The sequence below is a fragment of the Burkholderia aenigmatica genome, from assembly GCF_902499175.1.
Lineage (GTDB): Bacteria > Pseudomonadota > Gammaproteobacteria > Burkholderiales > Burkholderiaceae > Burkholderia > Burkholderia aenigmatica.
In genome coordinates, this window is record NZ_CABVQC010000027.1 from 33,887 (window position 1) to 50,793 (window position 16,907).

The 16,907-nt window shown below is 68.4% G+C and carries 14 protein-coding genes; 12 read left to right on the forward strand and 2 right to left on the reverse strand.

All coding sequences use genetic code 11. The features are described 5' to 3' along the window. The first annotated feature begins 26 nt into the window (after positions 1-26). From araH to BDO18943_RS20230, 9 genes are all read left to right on the forward strand, one after another. Entirely contained in the window at positions 27-1,046 is a 1,020-nt protein-coding gene (araH, locus tag BDO18943_RS20190) for an L-arabinose ABC transporter permease AraH (protein WP_175023743.1), read from the forward strand. A gap of 45 nt (positions 1,047-1,091) precedes the next feature. Further along, positions 1,092-1,991, forward strand: a complete 900-nt coding sequence (locus BDO18943_RS20195) for an SMP-30/gluconolactonase/LRE family protein (RefSeq protein WP_175023744.1) — start codon at positions 1,092-1,094, stop codon at positions 1,989-1,991. Positions 1,992-2,163: 172 nt separating this feature from the next. Continuing rightward, positions 2,164-2,679: a MarR family winged helix-turn-helix transcriptional regulator gene (locus BDO18943_RS20200; protein WP_175023745.1), complete on the forward strand. Its 516-nt coding sequence runs from the start codon at positions 2,164-2,166 to the stop codon at positions 2,677-2,679. 220 nt (positions 2,680-2,899) lie between these two features. After that, positions 2,900-3,730 carry a p-hydroxycinnamoyl CoA hydratase/lyase gene (locus tag BDO18943_RS20205; protein ID WP_175023746.1) on the forward strand — a complete coding sequence of 277 codons (831 nt, stop codon included), beginning with the start codon at positions 2,900-2,902 and terminating at the stop codon, positions 3,728-3,730. A 37-nt stretch (positions 3,731-3,767) separates the two neighbouring features. Next, positions 3,768-5,216, forward strand: coding sequence for an aldehyde dehydrogenase (locus BDO18943_RS20210; RefSeq protein ID WP_175023747.1), 1,449 nt, complete (start codon positions 3,768-3,770; stop codon positions 5,214-5,216). Beyond that, entirely contained in the window at positions 5,213-7,114 is a 1,902-nt protein-coding gene (locus tag BDO18943_RS20215) for a feruloyl-CoA synthase (protein WP_175023748.1), read from the forward strand. The genes BDO18943_RS20210 and BDO18943_RS20215 overlap by 4 nt, the downstream gene beginning before the upstream one ends. A gap of 202 nt (positions 7,115-7,316) precedes the next feature. Beyond that, a complete protein-coding gene (gene mhpT, locus BDO18943_RS20220; RefSeq protein ID WP_175023749.1) occupies positions 7,317-8,522 on the forward strand; it encodes a 3-(3-hydroxy-phenyl)propionate transporter MhpT in 1,206 nt (401 codons plus the stop codon). Positions 8,523-8,592: 70 nt separating this feature from the next. Then, the gene (locus BDO18943_RS20225) at positions 8,593-9,741 is read left to right on the forward strand and encodes a porin (RefSeq protein ID WP_175023750.1); all 1,149 of its coding nucleotides are present in this window, start codon (positions 8,593-8,595) and stop codon (positions 9,739-9,741) included. A 28-nt stretch (positions 9,742-9,769) separates the two neighbouring features. After that, the gene (locus tag BDO18943_RS20230; protein ID WP_175023751.1) at positions 9,770-11,491 is read left to right on the forward strand and encodes a tannase/feruloyl esterase family alpha/beta hydrolase; all 1,722 of its coding nucleotides are present in this window, start codon (positions 9,770-9,772) and stop codon (positions 11,489-11,491) included. Between the two features lie 67 nt (positions 11,492-11,558). Here BDO18943_RS20230 and BDO18943_RS20235 read toward each other — a convergent pair whose 3' ends face one another. After that, positions 11,559-12,035, reverse strand: a complete 477-nt coding sequence (locus BDO18943_RS20235) for an Lrp/AsnC family transcriptional regulator (protein ID WP_043186374.1) — start codon at positions 12,033-12,035, stop codon at positions 11,559-11,561. A gap of 158 nt (positions 12,036-12,193) precedes the next feature. On the opposite strand from BDO18943_RS20235, the gene BDO18943_RS20240 reads away from it, so the two are divergent. Beyond that, positions 12,194-13,426, forward strand: coding sequence for a diaminopropionate ammonia-lyase (locus BDO18943_RS20240; RefSeq protein ID WP_175023752.1), 1,233 nt, complete (start codon positions 12,194-12,196; stop codon positions 13,424-13,426). Positions 13,427-13,475: 49 nt separating this feature from the next. Then, positions 13,476-14,651 (forward strand): M20 aminoacylase family protein, encoded by a 1,176-nt coding sequence (locus tag BDO18943_RS20245; protein WP_175023753.1) that lies wholly within the window; start codon positions 13,476-13,478, stop codon positions 14,649-14,651. 43 nt (positions 14,652-14,694) lie between these two features. Here the strand turns inward: BDO18943_RS20245 and BDO18943_RS20250 are convergent, their stop codons facing one another. Beyond that, a complete protein-coding gene (locus BDO18943_RS20250) occupies positions 14,695-15,411 on the reverse strand; it encodes a GntR family transcriptional regulator (protein WP_175023754.1) in 717 nt (238 codons plus the stop codon). A gap of 172 nt (positions 15,412-15,583) precedes the next feature. On the opposite strand from BDO18943_RS20250, the gene BDO18943_RS20255 reads away from it, so the two are divergent. Further along, the gene (locus BDO18943_RS20255; protein WP_043186384.1) at positions 15,584-16,882 is read left to right on the forward strand and encodes an MFS transporter; all 1,299 of its coding nucleotides are present in this window, start codon (positions 15,584-15,586) and stop codon (positions 16,880-16,882) included. Positions 16,883-16,907: the final 25 nt, after the last annotated feature.

Here is a 16,907-nt window from a genome sequence, read left to right on the forward strand (position 1 = left end):
CAACGATCAACCGGAATGCCAATGACATGAGCCAGGCCATGCAACCCCAACGCACTTCCCCGTCCCCCGATGCTGCCGCCGTGCCCGCACGCGCACGCGGCGGCATGTGGCAGCTGATCAACCGCTCCGGCATCGTAATGGTGTTTCTCGTGCTGTTCGCGACGCTGTCGCTGACCGTGCCGGACTTCCTCACGCCGCGCAACATCCAGGGCCTGCTGCTGTCGGTCACGCTGATCGGCTCGATCGCGGTGACGATGATGTTCGTGCTCGCACTCGGCGAGGTCGACCTGTCGGTTGCGTCGATCGTCGCGTTCTCGGGCGTCGTCGCATCGACGCTGATTACCGCGACGCACAGCGTGGCGCTCGGCATCGCGGCCGGCATACTGGCGGGCGGCGCGGTCGGGCTCGTCAACGGCGTGCTGATCGCGCGCTGGCGGATCAACTCGCTGATCGTCACGCTCGCGATGATGGAGGTCGTGCGCGGGCTTGCGTTCATCACGTCGAACGGCGACGCGGTGATGATCTCCGAGGAGCGCTTCTTCGAACTCGGGTCCGGCTCGTTCCTCGGTATCTCGTATCCGATCTGGAGCAACATCGTCGGCTTCGTCGTGTTCGGCTTCCTGTTGCGCAAGACGGTATTCGGCAAGAACGTGCTGGCCGTCGGCGGCAACGGCGAGGCTGCGCTGCTCGCGGGGCTGCCGGTGATGCGCATCAAGATCACCGTGTTCGTACTGCAGGGGCTCGTGACCGGTTTCGCCGGCGTGATGCTCGCGTCGCGGATGAGCCTCGGCGATCCGAAGACGTCGGTCGGGCTCGAGCTCGGCGTGATTTCCGCGTGCGTGCTCGGCGGCGTGTCGCTGACGGGCGGCGTCGCGACGATCTCCGGCGTATTGGTCGGCGTGCTGATCATGGGTGCCGTGCAGGACGCGATGAGCCTGCTGAATGTGCCGACGTTTTACCAATATCTGATACGCGGCGGAATTCTGTTGCTCGCGGTGCTGTTCGACCAGTATCGTCGCAACCAGCGCCGCGCGATGAAGATCTGACGAAAGCGCGGCTGCCCGCGAATGCGAAAAATATCGGGAGACGGCATGCAACAGATTGATCCGGCCGGGCAGGCGACGCTGCTGGCGGACACCCGCAACACGCTCGGCGAAGGTGCGACATGGTGCGACCGGACGCAAGCGCTGTACTGGGTGGATATCGAAGGCGCGCAACTGTGGCGCTGCCACGCGGATGGTTCGGACCTTGCACACTGGCCGATGCCCGAACGGCTCGCGTGTTTCGCACTGACGCACGATCCGGACGTGCTGCTCGTCGGGCTCGCGACGCATCTCGCGTTCTTCGACCTGCGCAGTTGCGTGTTCACGCGAATCGTCGACGTCGAGCCCGATCTGCCGACGCGGCTGAACGACGGGCGTTGCGATCCGTCCGGCGCGTTCGTGTTCGGGATGAAGGACGAGGGTAGCGAGCCGCCGCAAGCGGTCGGCGGGTTTTACCGGCTCAATGCCGACCTCACGCTCGAACGGCTCGCGTTGCCGCGGGCGGCGATCGCGAACAGCATCGCGTTTTCGCCGGACGGGTCGAAGATGGTCTTCTGCGATTCGCTCGTGCGAGAAATCCTCGTGTGCGATTACAGCCGCGCCGGTGTGGCCGGCGTGCGGCCGTTCGCACGGCTGACCGATGCGGACGGCGACCCGGACGGCTCGACGATGGACCGCGACGGCGGCTTGTGGAACGCGCAGTGGGGCGGCCGGCGGGTAGTGCGCTACGCCGCGGACGGCGTCGAGACGGAACGCATCGCGGTGCCGACCGCGCAGCCGAGCTGCGTGACGCTTGACGGCGAAGGCCGTCTGTACGTGACGAGTGCCCGCATCGGGTTGAGCGACGACGCGCTGGCCGGCGATCCGCATGCGGGCGGCGTGTTCGTCGCGCAGACGCGGCACGCGGGGCTACCGACCGCGCGGTTTGCGGGGACGCCGCGTAGCTGATCGCGTACGGGATGCCGTTCATGGGATGTCGCTGACGCAGCGGGTTTCGCGGTCAGACCAGCAGTCCGCCGCGCATGCGTGAGCGCGCAGCGGCTGTCCGGCATTACTGGAACGCCCCGTTTGCCTCCTGACGTGCTGGTAAGATGGCCCGCAATTCCATCCCGCCCGCACCATGAGTTCCGCACCGACCAAACCCGCGAACCCGAAGAACGCCACGAAGAACGCCACGAAGAACGCCGCCCGCGCGACGGGCGACAAGCCGAGGGCGCGCGTGCAGCAGCGCCTGACCTACGTGATCGGCGGCCTCGACCGGCTGCTGCGCCGCCACATGACCGACGCGCTCGCACCGCTCGGCATCACGCTCGCGCAATACACGGCGTTGTCGGTGCTCGAGGCGCGCGGTGCGTCGTCGAATGCGCAATTGGCCGAGCGCTCGTGGATCACGCCGCAATCGGCGAACGAAGTGATGAGCGTGATGGCCGCCCGCGGCTTCGTCACGCGTGAAGCCGATCCGTCGCACGGCCGCATCATCCTGCTGACGCTGACCGACGAAGGCGCGGCGATGCTGCGTGAATGCGAAGCCGTCCTGCGCCCGCTCGAGACGCGCATGCTCGGCGACGTCTCTGCCGACACCGCCGCGGACGTGCAGCGCGCGCTCGAACTGTTCTCGCGCAACCTGCGCGGCTGACCGCCTTCCGGAACCTTCATCACGCGGGCCCGTGCGGCCCGCGTTCGCTTTGCCGGTCGCCTGACCGTTCCCCGATTCCGTCGTTTCCGCCGCTTTCCGATCCGGGTTTACACCGGCGCTCGTGCCGCTTGCAATATCAGGTAGCCTGATATTAAATGAAGCCGTCCGCAGCAGGGATGCTGCGCACCGAATCGCACAGGAACGAACGACAGGAACCGATATGAGCAAGTACGACAACCGCTGGCAGACCGTTGAAGTGAAGGTGGAGGCAGGCATCGCGTGGGTCACGCTGAACCGTCCGGACAAGCGCAATGCGATGAGCCCGACGCTCAACCAGGAGATGCTGCAGGTACTCGACGCGGTTGAGTTGGACGACGAGGCGAAGGTGCTCGTCCTCACCGGCGCGGGCGCCGCGTGGACGGCCGGCATGGACCTGAAGGAATACTTCCGCGAGATCGACGGCGGCTCCGACGCGATGCAGGAAAAGGTGCGGCGCGATGCGTCCGAATGGCAATGGCGCCGGCTTCGGATGTACAACAAGCCGACCATCGCGATGGTGAACGGCTGGTGCTTCGGCGGCGGTTTCTCGCCGCTCGTCGCGTGCGACCTCGCGATCGCGGCTGAAGAGGCGGTGTTCGGGCTGTCGGAGATCAACTGGGGCATCCCGCCCGGCAACCTCGTCAGCAAGGCGATGGCGGACACGGTCGGGCACCGTCGCGCGCTGCACTACATCATGACCGGCGACACGTTCACCGGCGTGGACGCCGCCGAAATGGGCCTCGTGAACAGCAGCGTGCCGCTCGCCGGGCTGCGCGACGCAACGATCGCGCTCGCTGTGCGGCTGATGGACAAGAACCCGGTCGTGCTGCGCGCGGCGAAGCACGGCTTCAAGCGCTCGCGCGAGCTCACGTGGGAGCAGTGCGAGGATTATCTGTACGCGAAGCTCGACCAGGCGCAGCTGCGCGATCCGGAACACGGCCGCGAACAAGGGCTCAAGCAGTTCCTCGACGACAAGACGATCAAGCCGGGCCTGCAGGCCTACAAGCGCTGACGCAACCGGACGAGAGACACGCATGGCAGGAGACAACATGACCGACAGACGGATGCTGATCGCCGGCGAGTGGTGCGCCGCGTACGACGGGCGCACCTTTGACCGATTCAATCCCGCGACGGGCGCGCTGGCGTCGCGCGCGCCGGCGGCCGGCCAGGCCGACGCCGACGCGGCGATCGACGCCGCGCACCGCGCGTTTCCCGCATGGTCGGCACTTGCGCCGACCGAGCGGCGCCGGCTGCTGCTGAAGGCGGCCGATCTGATGGACGCCCGCATCGACGCGTTCATCGCGACCGGCGTGGCCGAAACCGGCGCGACGCCGGGCTGGATCGGCTTCAACGTGACGCTTGCGGCGAACATGCTGCGCGAAGCCGCGTCGATGACGACCCAGATCGCCGGCGACGTGATCCCGTCCGACGTGCCCGGCAACCTCGCACTCGCGATGCGCGTGCCGTGCGGCGTCGTGCTCGGCATCGCGCCGTGGAACGCGCCGGTGATCCTCGGCACGCGGGCGCTCGCGATGCCGCTCGCGTGCGGCAACACGGTCGTGTTGAAGGCGTCCGAGGCGTGCCCCGGCGTGCATGCGCTGATCGGCGCGGTGCTGGACGAAGCGGGGCTCGGCGCGGGTGTGGTCAACGTGATCACGCACGCGGCGGCCGACGCCCCCGAACTCGTCGAGCGGCTGATCGCGCATCCGCATGTGAAGCGCATCAACTTCACCGGGTCGACGCATGTCGGGCGCATCATCGCGCGACACGCGGCCGCCCACCTGAAACCGGTGCTGCTCGAACTCGGCGGCAAGGCGCCCGTGCTCGTGCTGGACGATGCCGATCTCGACGCGGCCGTCGACGCGATCGCGTTCGGCGCGTTCTTCAACCAGGGGCAGATCTGCATGTCGACCGAGCGCGTGATCGCCGCGCGGCCGATTGCCGATGCGCTCGTCGAACTTCTCGCCGCGAAGGCGCGCACGCTGGTCGCGGGCGATCCGCTGGCCGGCCATCCGCTCGGCACGATGGTCGACGCGGCGGCTGCCGCGCGTGCGGCGTCGCTCGTCGAGGATGCGCGTGCGCACGGCGCGCAGCTGCCGCTCGGCTGCCGCGTCGAAGGCGCGACGATGCAGCCGGCGATCGTCGATGGCGTGACGCGCGACATGCGCCTGTATCGCGAGGAGTCGTTCGCGCCGGTCGTTGCGATCCTGCGCGCGGACAGCGACGACGAAGCGGTCGCGCTCGCGAACGACAGCGAGTTCGGGCTGTCGGCGAGCGTGTTCAGCCGCGATGTCGCGCGCGCGATGGCAGTCGCACGACGGATCGAATCGGGGATCTGCCACATCAACGGCCCGACCGTGCACGACGAGGCGCAGATGCCGTTCGGCGGCACGAAGGCGAGCGGTTATGGCCGCTTCGGCAGCCGTGCGTCGATCTCTGAATTCACCGAGCTGCGCTGGATTACCGTGCAGACCACGCCGCGTCACTACCCGATATGAGCGAGCCGACGATGAATGATGCAACGCTCGCCAGCGAGCCGGTGCACGACACGGGCGGCGTGCGTTATCGCGCGGCGGCCGTCGCCGTAGGCGCGGCCGAGATTCGACGCGCGGAAAACGGCGCGTGGTACCTGCGCTCGCGCGAACTGCTCGGCGACTACCCGACGCGCCTGACCGACTGCCTCGTGAACGGTGCGCAAGCGCATCCCGATCGCGTGCTGGCCGCGAAGCGTGGCGCCGATGGCCGCTGGATCGAGATCACTTACGCGCAGATGCTCGAACGCGCCCGCGCGCTCGGCCAGGGCCTCGTCGATCTCGGGCTGTCGGTCGAGCGTCCGCTCGCGGTGCTGTCCGGCAACGATCTCGAGCATCTGCAACTGATGTTCGCGGCGATGCTGGCCGGCGTGCCGTATTCGCCGATCTCGCCTGCGTATTCGCTGGTGTCGACCGACTACGGCAAGCTGCGTCACACGCTCGGCGTGCTGCGGCCGGGTGCCGTATTCGTCGCCGAGCGCGCGCCGTTTGCGCGTGCGCTCGACGCCGTGTTGCCGGCCGATACGACCCTGATCGTCGCGCGCGATGCCGATGCGCAGGGCCGGGTGGTGCCGCTCTCGCACTTGCTCGCCGCCGTCCCGCGCACGATCGACGCGATCCATGCGGCGGTCGGCCCCGACCATCTTGCGAAGATCCTGTTCACGTCCGGCTCGACGAAGCAGCCGAAGGCCGTGCCGACCACGCACCGGATGCTGTGCAGCAACCAGCAGATGCTGCGCCAGACGATGCCCGAACTGACGCGCGAACCGCCGGTGCTGGTCGACTGGCTGCCGTGGAATCACACGTTCGGCGGCAGTCACAACCTCGGCATCGCGCTGTACAACGGCGGCACGCTTTATATCGACGACGGCCGTCCGGTGCCGGGCCGCTTCGACGAAACCGTGCGCAACCTGCGCGAGATCGCGCCGACGATCTACTTCAACGTGCCGAAAGGCTGGGAAGAACTGACGGCCGCGCTCGAACGCGATGCCGTGCTGCGCGACACGTTTTTCTCGCGCGTGAAGCTGTATTTCTTCGGCGGCGCGGGCCTGTCGCAGGCCGCGTGGGACCGGCTCGACCGCGTGACCCATGCGCATTGCGGCGAGCGCATCCGGATCATGGCCGGCCTCGGGATGACGGAGGCGTCGCCGTCGTGCCTGTTCACGACGGGGCCGCTGATGTGCGCCGGCTATATCGGGTTGCCCGCACCCGGCTGCGACGCGAAGCTCGTGCCGAGCGGCGGCAAGCTCGAACTGCGTTTCAAGGGGCCGAACGTGATGCGCGGCTACTGGCACGCGGACGTCGATCCGCGCGACGTGTTCGACGACGAAGGGTATTACCGCAGCGGCGACGCGGGCGTCTTTGCCGATCCGGAGCGGCCGGAGCTCGGGCTGCTGTTCGACGGGCGGCTGACCGAGGATTTCAAGCTGAGCAGCGGCACCTTCGTCAGCGTCGGGCCGCTGCGCGCGAACGCGGTGTCGAGCGGCGCGCCGTACGTGCAGGACGTGGTCGTCACCGGGATCAATCGAGACGACATCGGGCTGCTGGTGTTTCCGCGCGTCGACGCGTGCCGTGCGTTGGCGGCGCTTGCCGCCGAGGCCTCGGTGGCCGACGTGCTGCGTGCGCCGGCCGTGCGCGCCGTGTTCGAGACCTGGCTCGCCGCGCTGAACCGGCATGCGAGCGGCGGCTCGACGTTCGTCGCGCGTATCCGGTTGATGGACACGCCGCCGTCGCTCGATCTCGGCGAAGCGACCGACAAGGGTTCGCTGAACCAGGCGGCCGTGCAGCAGCATCGCGCGGCGACGATCGACGCGCTGTATGACCCGGCGCGCCGCGATCCCGATGTGATTCACGCATCGGCTTAGCGATATGCATCGGTACACGTGACGACCTGCCGGCCACGAGACCGGCAGGCTTTTTTACGGCCAGTGAATCAGGCTGCCTGATAAAAGGGCGGCCGTTCGACCGACCCATTGCGCGCCTGCCCGCCCCTGGCCGGCGGCGGCGCGCGCTGCGAGCGGCCCTGCGAGGCACGCCGACGACGACACGACAAGGATTGGAGACACGATGAACACCTACGTTGCCGAAAGACCGGCGGTCGCGACGACACTCGCGCTGTGCTTCGCGATCGCGTTGCTCGAAGGGCTCGACCTGCAGTCGGTCGGCGTGGCCGCGCCGCGCATGGCGCGCGAATTCGGGCTGACCGTGTCGCAAATGGGGATTGCGTTCAGCGCGGGCACCTTCGGGCTGCTGCCGGGCGCAATGCTCGGCGGGCGGCTGGCCGACCGGATCGGGCGCAAGCGCGTGCTGATTGCGTCGGTCGCGCTGTTCGGGCTGCTGTCGATCGCCACCGCGCAGGCGTCGAGCTTCGCGATGCTCGTCGTCGTGCGCGTGCTGACCGGCATCGGCCTCGGCGGCGCGATGCCGAACCTGATCGCGTTGTCGTCGGAAGCGGTCGAGCCGCGCTCGCGCAGCAGCGCGGTGGCGACGATGTATTGCGGCATCCCGTTCGGCGGCGTGATCGCGTCGCTGATCGGCGTGCTGCTCGCCGGCGATACCGAGTGGCGCCACATCTTCTACGTCGGCGGCGCGGGGCCGCTGCTGCTCGTGCCGCTGCTGGCGATGCTGCTGCCGGAATCGCGCGCGTATCTCGACATCGCCGGCACGTCGGCCGCGCGTACGAGCGTCGCCCGCACGCTGTTCGGCGACGGCCGCACGATATCAACGCTCGCACTGTGGATCAGCTATTTCTGCACGCTGATCGTCCTGTACTTCCTGCTGAACTGGCTGCCGTCGCTGATGGCCGCGCGCGGGCTCGATCGCGAGCATGTCGGTCTCGTGCAGATCGCATTCAACGTCGGCGGCGGGCTCGGCGCGCTCGGTATCGGCGCGGCACTCGACCGGATGCGCGCGTCGCGCGTGGTCGGAGGCATGTACGTCGGGATCGTGCTGTCGCTGGCCGCGCTGGCGGCCGCGCCCGGTTTCGCATCGCTCGCGGCGGCCGCGTTCGCGGCCGGGATGTTCGTGGTCGGCGGGCAGTCGGTGCTGTATGCGCTCGCGGCGATCTACTATCCGACCGCGATGCGCGGCACGGGCGTCGGCACGGCGGTGGCCGTCGGCCGGCTCGGCTCCGTCGTCGGGCCGCTCGCGGCCGCGACGCTGCTGGCCGCGGGCCGCAGCGCGCCGGTCGTGATCGGCGCGAGCATCCCCGTCACGCTCGTCGCGGCCGTCGCCGCGCTGCTGCTGATCCGCCGCCCGCGGGCCGGCGACTGACATCGTTTTCCGTTTTTTCAATGCGTGCCGTCAGAGCGCGCGATTACTCAAGGTCTGGAGACACAACGACATGAACAAGAGCACCAGGAACGGCCTGCTGGCCGCCGGCGCATGCTGCGCGCTGGCCGCGCCGGCGGCACACGCGCAGTCGAGCGTGACGCTGTACGGCATCATCGATACGGGCGTCGAATTCGTGTCGCACGCGAACGCGGCGGGCGACCACGTGGTGCGCATGCCGGCCGTGACGGGCGAGTTGCCGTCGCGCTGGGGGCTGCGCGGCGCGGAGGATCTCGGCGGCGGCTATCAGGCGGTATTCACGCTGGAAAGCGGCTTCAACGTGCGCGGCGGCGATCTCGGCCAGGGCGGGCGGCTGTTCGGGCGGCAGGCGTTCGTCGGGCTGAAGGGCGGCTTTGGCACGCTCGCGTTCGGCCGCCAGTACACGATGACCTACCTCGCGCTGCAGGGCGCGGACATCATCGGCCCCGACATCTACGGGCTTGGTTCGCTCGACGCGTACGTGCCGAACGGGCGCGCCGACAACGCAGTGACCTACATAGGCACGTACCGCGGCGTGACGCTCGGCGCTGCGTATTCGTTCGGCCGCGACGGCGCGGGCACCGGCAACTCGCCGGGGCAGGGCACGTGCGCGGGGCAAGTGCCGGGCGACGCCGTCCAGTGTCGCAACTGGTCGGTGATGCTCAAGTACGACAGCGCGTATTTCGGTGCGGCGGCCTCGTACGAGGAACAGCGCGGCGGCACCGGCGCGGCCGCGAACTTTTTCGACGGCATCGCGCCGGTCGCTTTCACCCGCAGCGGCGGCAAGGACGCGCGCACGCACGTGAGCGCATACGCGCAGGCGGCGGGCGCGCGGATCGGCGCGGGCTGGATCGGGCGGCGCGTATCGACCGGTTCGCCGGCCGCGGCCGGTGCGCATTCCGACCTGTTCTTCGTCGGGGCGTCGTATGCGGTCAAGCCGGATTTCGTCGTCGACGGCGAAGGCTACCGGATCGTCAACAGCGCACACGACACACGCGCGACGATGGCGACATTGCGCGCGACTTATCTGCTGACGAAGCGCACGGCGGTCTACGCGCAGTCGTCGTATCTGTGGAACAGCACGCATGCGCGCTACGCGGTCAGCGGCGGCGGGGCCGGCACGACACCCGGCGAAGGGATGGGGCAGCTCGGCGCGATGGTCGGCATCCGGCACATGTTCTGATCCGGCAGCCTGACGAACGGGAGCTATCTTGAACAGACACTCTGCATTCCTCTGTATTGCGCCCATCACCGCTGCGATGCTCGCTGGTTGCGGCGGCGACGATTCGGTGAATGCCGCCCCGACGCACCTGAGCGCCGCGACACCGGCCGCGATGGCGCAGACCTGCGACGTGCTCGCCGCGAAGCTCGCGTATGCGAACACGTCGTTCACGTCGGTGACGACCGCGGCCGCCGGCGCGCTCACGGTGGCCGGCAAGCCGATCGCCGAGCACTGCGTGATCGATGGGAAGATGAACGAGCGCGTGAGCGCGGTCGACGGCAAGACCTATGCGATCGGCTTCGAAATGCGCTTGCCGAAGGCGTGGAACGGCCGCTTCTTCTACCAGGCGAACGGCGGGCTCGACGGCAACGTCGTGACTGCGACCGGCGAGATCGGCGGCGGCGGGCCGCTGACCGACGCGCTGAACCAGGGCTTCGCGGTGATCAGCTCGGATTCCGGGCACAGCGCCGCGCAGAATCCGCTGTTCGGCATCGATCCGCAGGCGCGCATCGACTACGCCTACGGCGCGGTCGATGCGCTGACGCCGATGGCGAAGCAGGTGATCCGGCTCGCGTACGGCAAGGCGCCCGACCGCAGCTATTTCGACGGCTGCTCGAACGGCGGCCGTCACGCGATGGTCACGGCGGTGCGCAACCCGGCCGACTACGACGGCATCATCGCGGGCGATCCGGGCTTTCATCTGCCGAAGGCGGCGATCGGCGAGATGTACGGTGCGCAGCAGTTCGCGAAGATCGCATCGGCGACCGGATCGAACGGGCTGCCCGATATCCGCAGCGGCTTCACCGATGCGGAGCGGCAGTTCGTCGGCGCGAAGATCCTCGAGAAATGCGATGCGCTCGACGGCGCGGCGGACGGGATGGTGCAGGACGTCGCCGCGTGCCAGGCGCACTTCAGCGTCGAGTCGGACATCCCGACCTGCGCGAACGGCATGCGCACCGGTGCCTGCCTGACGACCGCGCAAAAGACTGCGCTCGAGAACGTGTTCACGGGCGCCCGCAACAGCGCGGGCACGGCGCTCTACGCGGGCTTTCCGTACGATCCGGGCATCGCCGGCAGCGGCTGGGCTGCGTGGAAGCAGTCGAATTCGATCACGCTCGACCCGGCCGCGATGGCGTTCACGTTCATGACGCCGCCGAAAACCGCCGCGACGCTCGCGAACCTGCCCGGTTTCGCGCTCGGCTTCGACATGGACAACGACGCGCCGGCGATCTTCGCGACCAACGGCGAGTACACGGAATCCGCGTGGTCGTTCATGACGCCGCCCGACGAGACCAACCTGTCCGCGCTGAAGGCGCGCGGGGCGAAGCTGCTCGTCTATCACGGCACCGGCGACCCGGTGTTCTCGTTCGACGACACGCGCGACTGGTACGCACGGGTCGCGCAGGCGAACGGCGGCGATGCGTCGGATTTCGCGCGCTTCTATCCGGTGCCGGGGATGAACCATTGCTCGGGCGGGCCGGCGGCCGACCAGTTCGACCTGTTGACGCCGCTCGTTGCGTGGGTCGAACAAGGGCAGGCGCCCGGCGCGGTGGTGGCCGCCGCGCGCGATGCGACGAACGCGGTGCCGAATGCGGATGTGCCCGCGTCGTGGGGCGCGGGACGCACGCGGCCGCTGTGCCCGTATCCGCAGGTGGCGCGCTACAACGGGTCGGGCGACGTGAATTCGGCGGCGAGCTTCAGCTGTCGCTGACGTAGCCGTCGATGGGAGGCGACCGGCGCATGCAAGCGCCGGTCGCCTCATGTGTGCAACCGCTCACTTACTCGCCCGGCTCGACCGGCACCTCGAGCCCGACCTTCACGCGGCTCATGCTCACCAGCGTCTTGAACCGCTTCACGTTGTTGTTCGCGAAGAACAGCTCGCGTGTGAGCGCGTTGTACTGATCCATGTTGCGCACGGCGAGGATCAGCACGAAATCCCATTCCCCGGTCACGTAGTAGCACTGCTGGATCTGCGGGCAGCGCTCGAAGGTCCGCTTCATCGCGTCGAGCTGGTCGATCTGCTCGCTTTCGACTTCGACGTTGACGACGATCGTCAGCGGATGATCGACCTTGTCCGGTGCGACGATGGCCGTGTAGCGCTCGATCACGCCGTCGTCCGCGAGACGCTTCAGGCGCCGGTTCACGGCGGCGGTCGACAGGTTGACGCGCGCGCCGAGTTCGCTTTGCGGCGTCTGCGCGTCGCGCTGGAGTTCCATCAGCAGCTTGCGATCGAACGCATCGAGTGGGGTGGTCATGATGGCGCGTGAAGCCTCGAAAGAATGAGAAATTTTTGCGTGACGGCTGCCGAATTGGCGATTTTATTGACCCGCGTGCGCAATATTATTTTTCGAACCGGCGGCGCGTGCAACCCGTGCGCGCCCGACCCGAACCGACTCACGGAGTGCTGCCCGCCATGCTGATCGCCAACCCCCGCGCATCGCGCGCCGCCTATCCCCACGCGCTGCGCCGCGTGATGAACATCGCCTCGGCCGACGAAAGCGGTGCGTGGCTGTCGCACTGGCCGCTCGTCGGCAACGCGCGCACGCCGCTGCGCGCGCTGCCGGATCTCGCCGCGCGGCTCGGCGTCGCGAGCGTCAGCGTGAAGGACGAGTCGTGCCGCTCGCCGCTCGGCAGCTTCAAGGCGCTCGGCGCGCCGATCGCGCTGGTGCGGCTCGTGAAGCGCCTGCGGCGCACGCAGGATCTCGATCCGCAAGGACTCGTCACCGGCCGCTACGCGGCGGAACTGGCCGACCTGACGGTGATCAGCGCGACCGACGGCAATCACGGCCGTGCGCTCGCCGCCGCCGCGCGCGCGATCGGCTGCGCGTGCGTGATCGTGCTGCACGCGAACGTCGAAGCCGAGCGCGAGCGCGCGATCTCGGCGTACGGCGCGCGGATCGTGCGCATCGAGGGGAACTACGACGAGTCGGTCGTCTGCGCGGCGCAGCTCGCGCAGGCGAACGGCTGGTACGTCGTGTCGGATACGTCGTACGACGGCTACGAAGCGATTCCGCGCGACGTGATGCAGGGCTACGGCGTGATCGCCGCCGAGGCGGCCGCGCAGGCGGCGCAGGACGACGGGCAGCCGTTCACGCACGTGCTGCTGCAGGGCGGCGTGGGCGGCCTCGCCGCGGGCGTCGCGAGTTATCTGTGGGAGCGCGACGGCGTGCAGCGGCCGCATTTCATCGTCGTCGAGCCGCGCCAGGCCGATTGCCTGTACCAGAGCGCGCTCGCGGGGCGCGCGACCAAGGCGACCGGCAGCGTCGATTCCGTGATGGCCGGGCTCGCGTGCGGCGAGGCGTCGCCGCTGGCGTGGGATTTCCTCGAGATGTGCGTCGACTACTTCATGCTGATCGACGACGAGGACGCGGTGCAGGCGATGCGCGGCCTCGCGGCCGGCAGCGAACGCGACGTGCCGCTCGTGGCCGGCGAATCGGGCGCGGCCGGCGTCGCGGGGCTCGAGGTGCTGATGCGCGACCCGGTGCTCGCACGGCAGGTGGGGCTCGACGCGCATTCGCGCGTGCTGGCGATCAATACGGAAGGCGCGACGGCGCCGTCCGTGTACCGGCAGTGCGTCGGCGAGACGGCCGACGCGGTGCTCGCGCGGCAGCGCGCCTGGCTGGACCGCGCGGCGGTCGCGGCCTGAACGACATCCCGACCGATCCCGACCGACTACGACTGACGAGGCAAACGCCATGGACGCAATCGAAGAAAGCACGCTGCAGGGGCAATTGAAGACCTGGCGCCGCCATCTGCACCAGCATCCGGAGACGGGTTTCGAAGAAGTGAACACGTCGGACTACGTCGCGCGCATCCTGACGACGCTCGGGCTCGACGTGCATCGCGGGATCGGCGGCACGGGGCTCGTCGCGAACCTGACGGCCGGCACCGGCAACCGCGCGATCGGCATCCGCGCGGACATGGATGCACTGAACATCGCCGAGCACGCGCCGGGCCGCGAATACGCATCGTGCACGCCCGGCAAGATGCATGCGTGCGGACACGACGGTCACATGTCGATGGTGCTCGGCGCTGCGCAGCTGCTGGCCGAGCGCAAGGATTTCGACGGCACCGTGCGTTTCATTTTCCAGCCGGCCGAGGAGCATGGCCGCGGCGCGAAGGCGATGATGGCCGACGGGCTGTTCGAGCGCTTTCCGGTCGACGCGATCTTCGGCGCGCACAACATGCCGGGGATGCGTGCGGGCACCTTCTCGACGCGCGCGGGCGGCATCATGGCGAGCGAAGACAACTTCGTGATCCGGATCGACGGGCGCGGCACGCATGCGGCGCGCCCGCACATGGGCATCGATCCGATCGTGATCGGCGCACAGGTCGTGCTCGCGCTGCAGACGATCGTGTCGCGCAATCTCGATCCGGGCCAGCAGGCCGTGATCTCGTGTACGGAGTTCATCACCGACGGGCTGCGCAACGTGCTGCCGTCGACCGTGACGATCAAGGGCGACACGCGCAGCTATTCGCGCGACGTGCAGGCGTTGCTGGCCACGCGGATGCGCGAGATCAGCGAAGGGATCTGCCGCACGCACGGCGCGGCGTGCACGTTCGACTACACGCACGAGTTCGCGCCGACGGTGAATTCGCCGGAATGGGTCGACACGGCCGTGCAGGCCGCGGCGCAGGTCGCGGGCGCCGACGCGGTGAACGCCGACGTGCAGCCGATGATGATCTCGGAGGATTTCGGCGCGTTCCTGCAGGCCGTGCCCGGCAATTTCGTGTTCATTGGCAACGGCGACGCGGCCGGGCGCGGCGGCGTGCCGCTGCACAACGCGGGCTACGATTTCAACGACGAGATCCTGCCGGTGGGCGCGCGGTATTTCGCGGAAGTGGCGCGGCGGGCGCTGCGCGCCGCGTAACGGACGACAATTCAGGCCGCCACGCACCCGCGTGGCGAGGCCGTCACGCTTCGGCCGCGCGCTTGCCCTGCGTGTCGGCCGTGCCCGTCGTCCGGTCGAGGATGGCGAGCACTTCGCGCGCGGTGTTCTCCGAATGGCTGCGCAGGATCTGCGGCAGCACCGCGTGGTCGGGATCAGCGAGCGCGGCCATGATGGCCTCGTGCTCGTGCAGCGACTCGGCCCAGCGCAAGGTATCGGCGTTCGCCGCGCCGCGCGCGCGATGCACCTTCGACATCAGCGACGCGTAGATGCCCGACAGCACAGGGTTGCCGGCCGCGTCGACGATCATCTGATGAATCTGCTGGTTCAGCCGGAAATACTCGACGCGCTTGCCGGCCTCGTGGCATTCGACCATCCGCCGGTGCTTCGCCTGCAGCGCGGCGAGCGTCGCCGCGCCGATCCGCCGGCGCAGCAGCTCGCCGGCCATCGCTTCCAGGCCGTGCAGCAGCTCGAAGGTCGAGATCAGGTCGTCGAGGTCGATCGACGCGACGCGATAGCCGATGTACTGGCGGTGCGTGACGGCCCCTTCCGCGACGAGCACCTTCAGCGCTTCGCGCAGCGGCGTCTTCGACACGTCGAACGCGAGGCTGAGCTCCTTCTCGTCGATCCGCGCGCCGGGCGGCAGCTCGCCCTCGTCGATCATCACGCGCAGGCGCGCGGCGATCTCCGCGGCCATGCCGCGGGTGCGCAAAAGCAGGGGATTGCGGGGTGTCTGGCTCATGATGGTGCAAGCTTATCACGATCCCGGTGCAGGCCAAGCTCACCGATAACGTAAACACAATTCCAATAAAACCAATCGTTTACACCATGTGTAATTATAAATTTCTAATCCTATACTCGGCTCCACGTTGCGCGACGTTCCGACCATCCTCGTTCAATCCTGGAGTCCGTCCATGTCTTCAACCTCCGGTGTCGCCGCCTTGACGGTCGGCAAGTCCGCCGTCCGCTGGAAGATATTCGTCGTCATGCTGAGCCTGATCGCGATCAACTACGTCGATCGCGCGTCGCTGTCCGTCGCCATGCCTTACATCTCGCAGGAGTTCAACATCGGGCCCGCGATGGAGGGTCTGATCCTCAGCTCGTTCTTCTGGACCTACGCGGTGATGCAGATCCCGGGCGGGATGCTCGCCGACCGCTTCAAGCCGCGCATCGTGATCGCGACGGCCACCGTGTTCTGGGGCTTCTTCCAGGCGATCGCGGCGCTGTGCACGAACGCGCCGTCGCTGCTGCTCACGCGCCTCGGCCTCGGCGCGGCCGAAGCGCCGATCTATCCGGCCGGCGGCAAGCTCAACGCGATCTGGATGACGCAGACCGAGCGCGGCCGCGGCGCCACGCTGCTCGACGGCGGCGCACCGCTCGGCGCGGCACTGGGCGCGGTGCTGATCGCCGGGCTGATCGCGCTGCTCGGCTCGTGGCGGCTCGCGTTCGCGGTGGCCGGCGTCGGCACGGTGCTGGCGGGCGTGGTCGCGTGGTACTACATCCGCAACACGCCGCGTGAGCATCCTGGCGTCAACGATCTCGAGGCCGACTACATCGAGGCGTCGCACGCGAGCGATCTCGCGGCGGAGCCGGCCGGCGCGTCGGGCCGTTCGCGCGACTTCTTCAAGTACCGCTCGGTGTGGTGCATGTTCTTCGGCTGGATGTGCTTCAACAGCGTGTTCTACGGGCTGCTCACGTGGATGCCGAACTACCTGCACAAGGTGCACGGCTTCGACATCAAACAGATGGGCGGCTCGACCTTCATCATCTTTTTCAGCGGCTTCGTCGGCGAACTGCTCGGCGGCTGGATCGCCGACAAGTGGAAGGCCGCGGGCGGCCGCCCGAACGTCGTGATGCGCACGCTGTTCGGTATCGCCGCGGTGATCGCCACCGTGTCGATTTTCTCCGTCGCGTACGTGAAGGACCCGATCGTGTGCGTCGCGCTGCTGTCGTCGACGCTGTTCTTCCTGCGCTGGTGCGGGCTGTACTGGTGCATCCCGTCGTCGCTCGGCACGCGCAACAAGATCGGCTTCCTCGGCGGCCTGATGAACCTCGGCGGCAACATCGGCGGCGTCACCGTGCCGATCGTCGTCGGCGCGATCGTGCAGTTCACCGGTTCCTATTTCCTTGCGCTGATGGTGTTCGCGGCGGCCGGCGTCGGCCTGCTCGTGTGCTCCAGCGCGATCGACTACGAAAGCAAGCTCCCGGTCTGACCGACCCTTTTCACTGGTAGAGAGA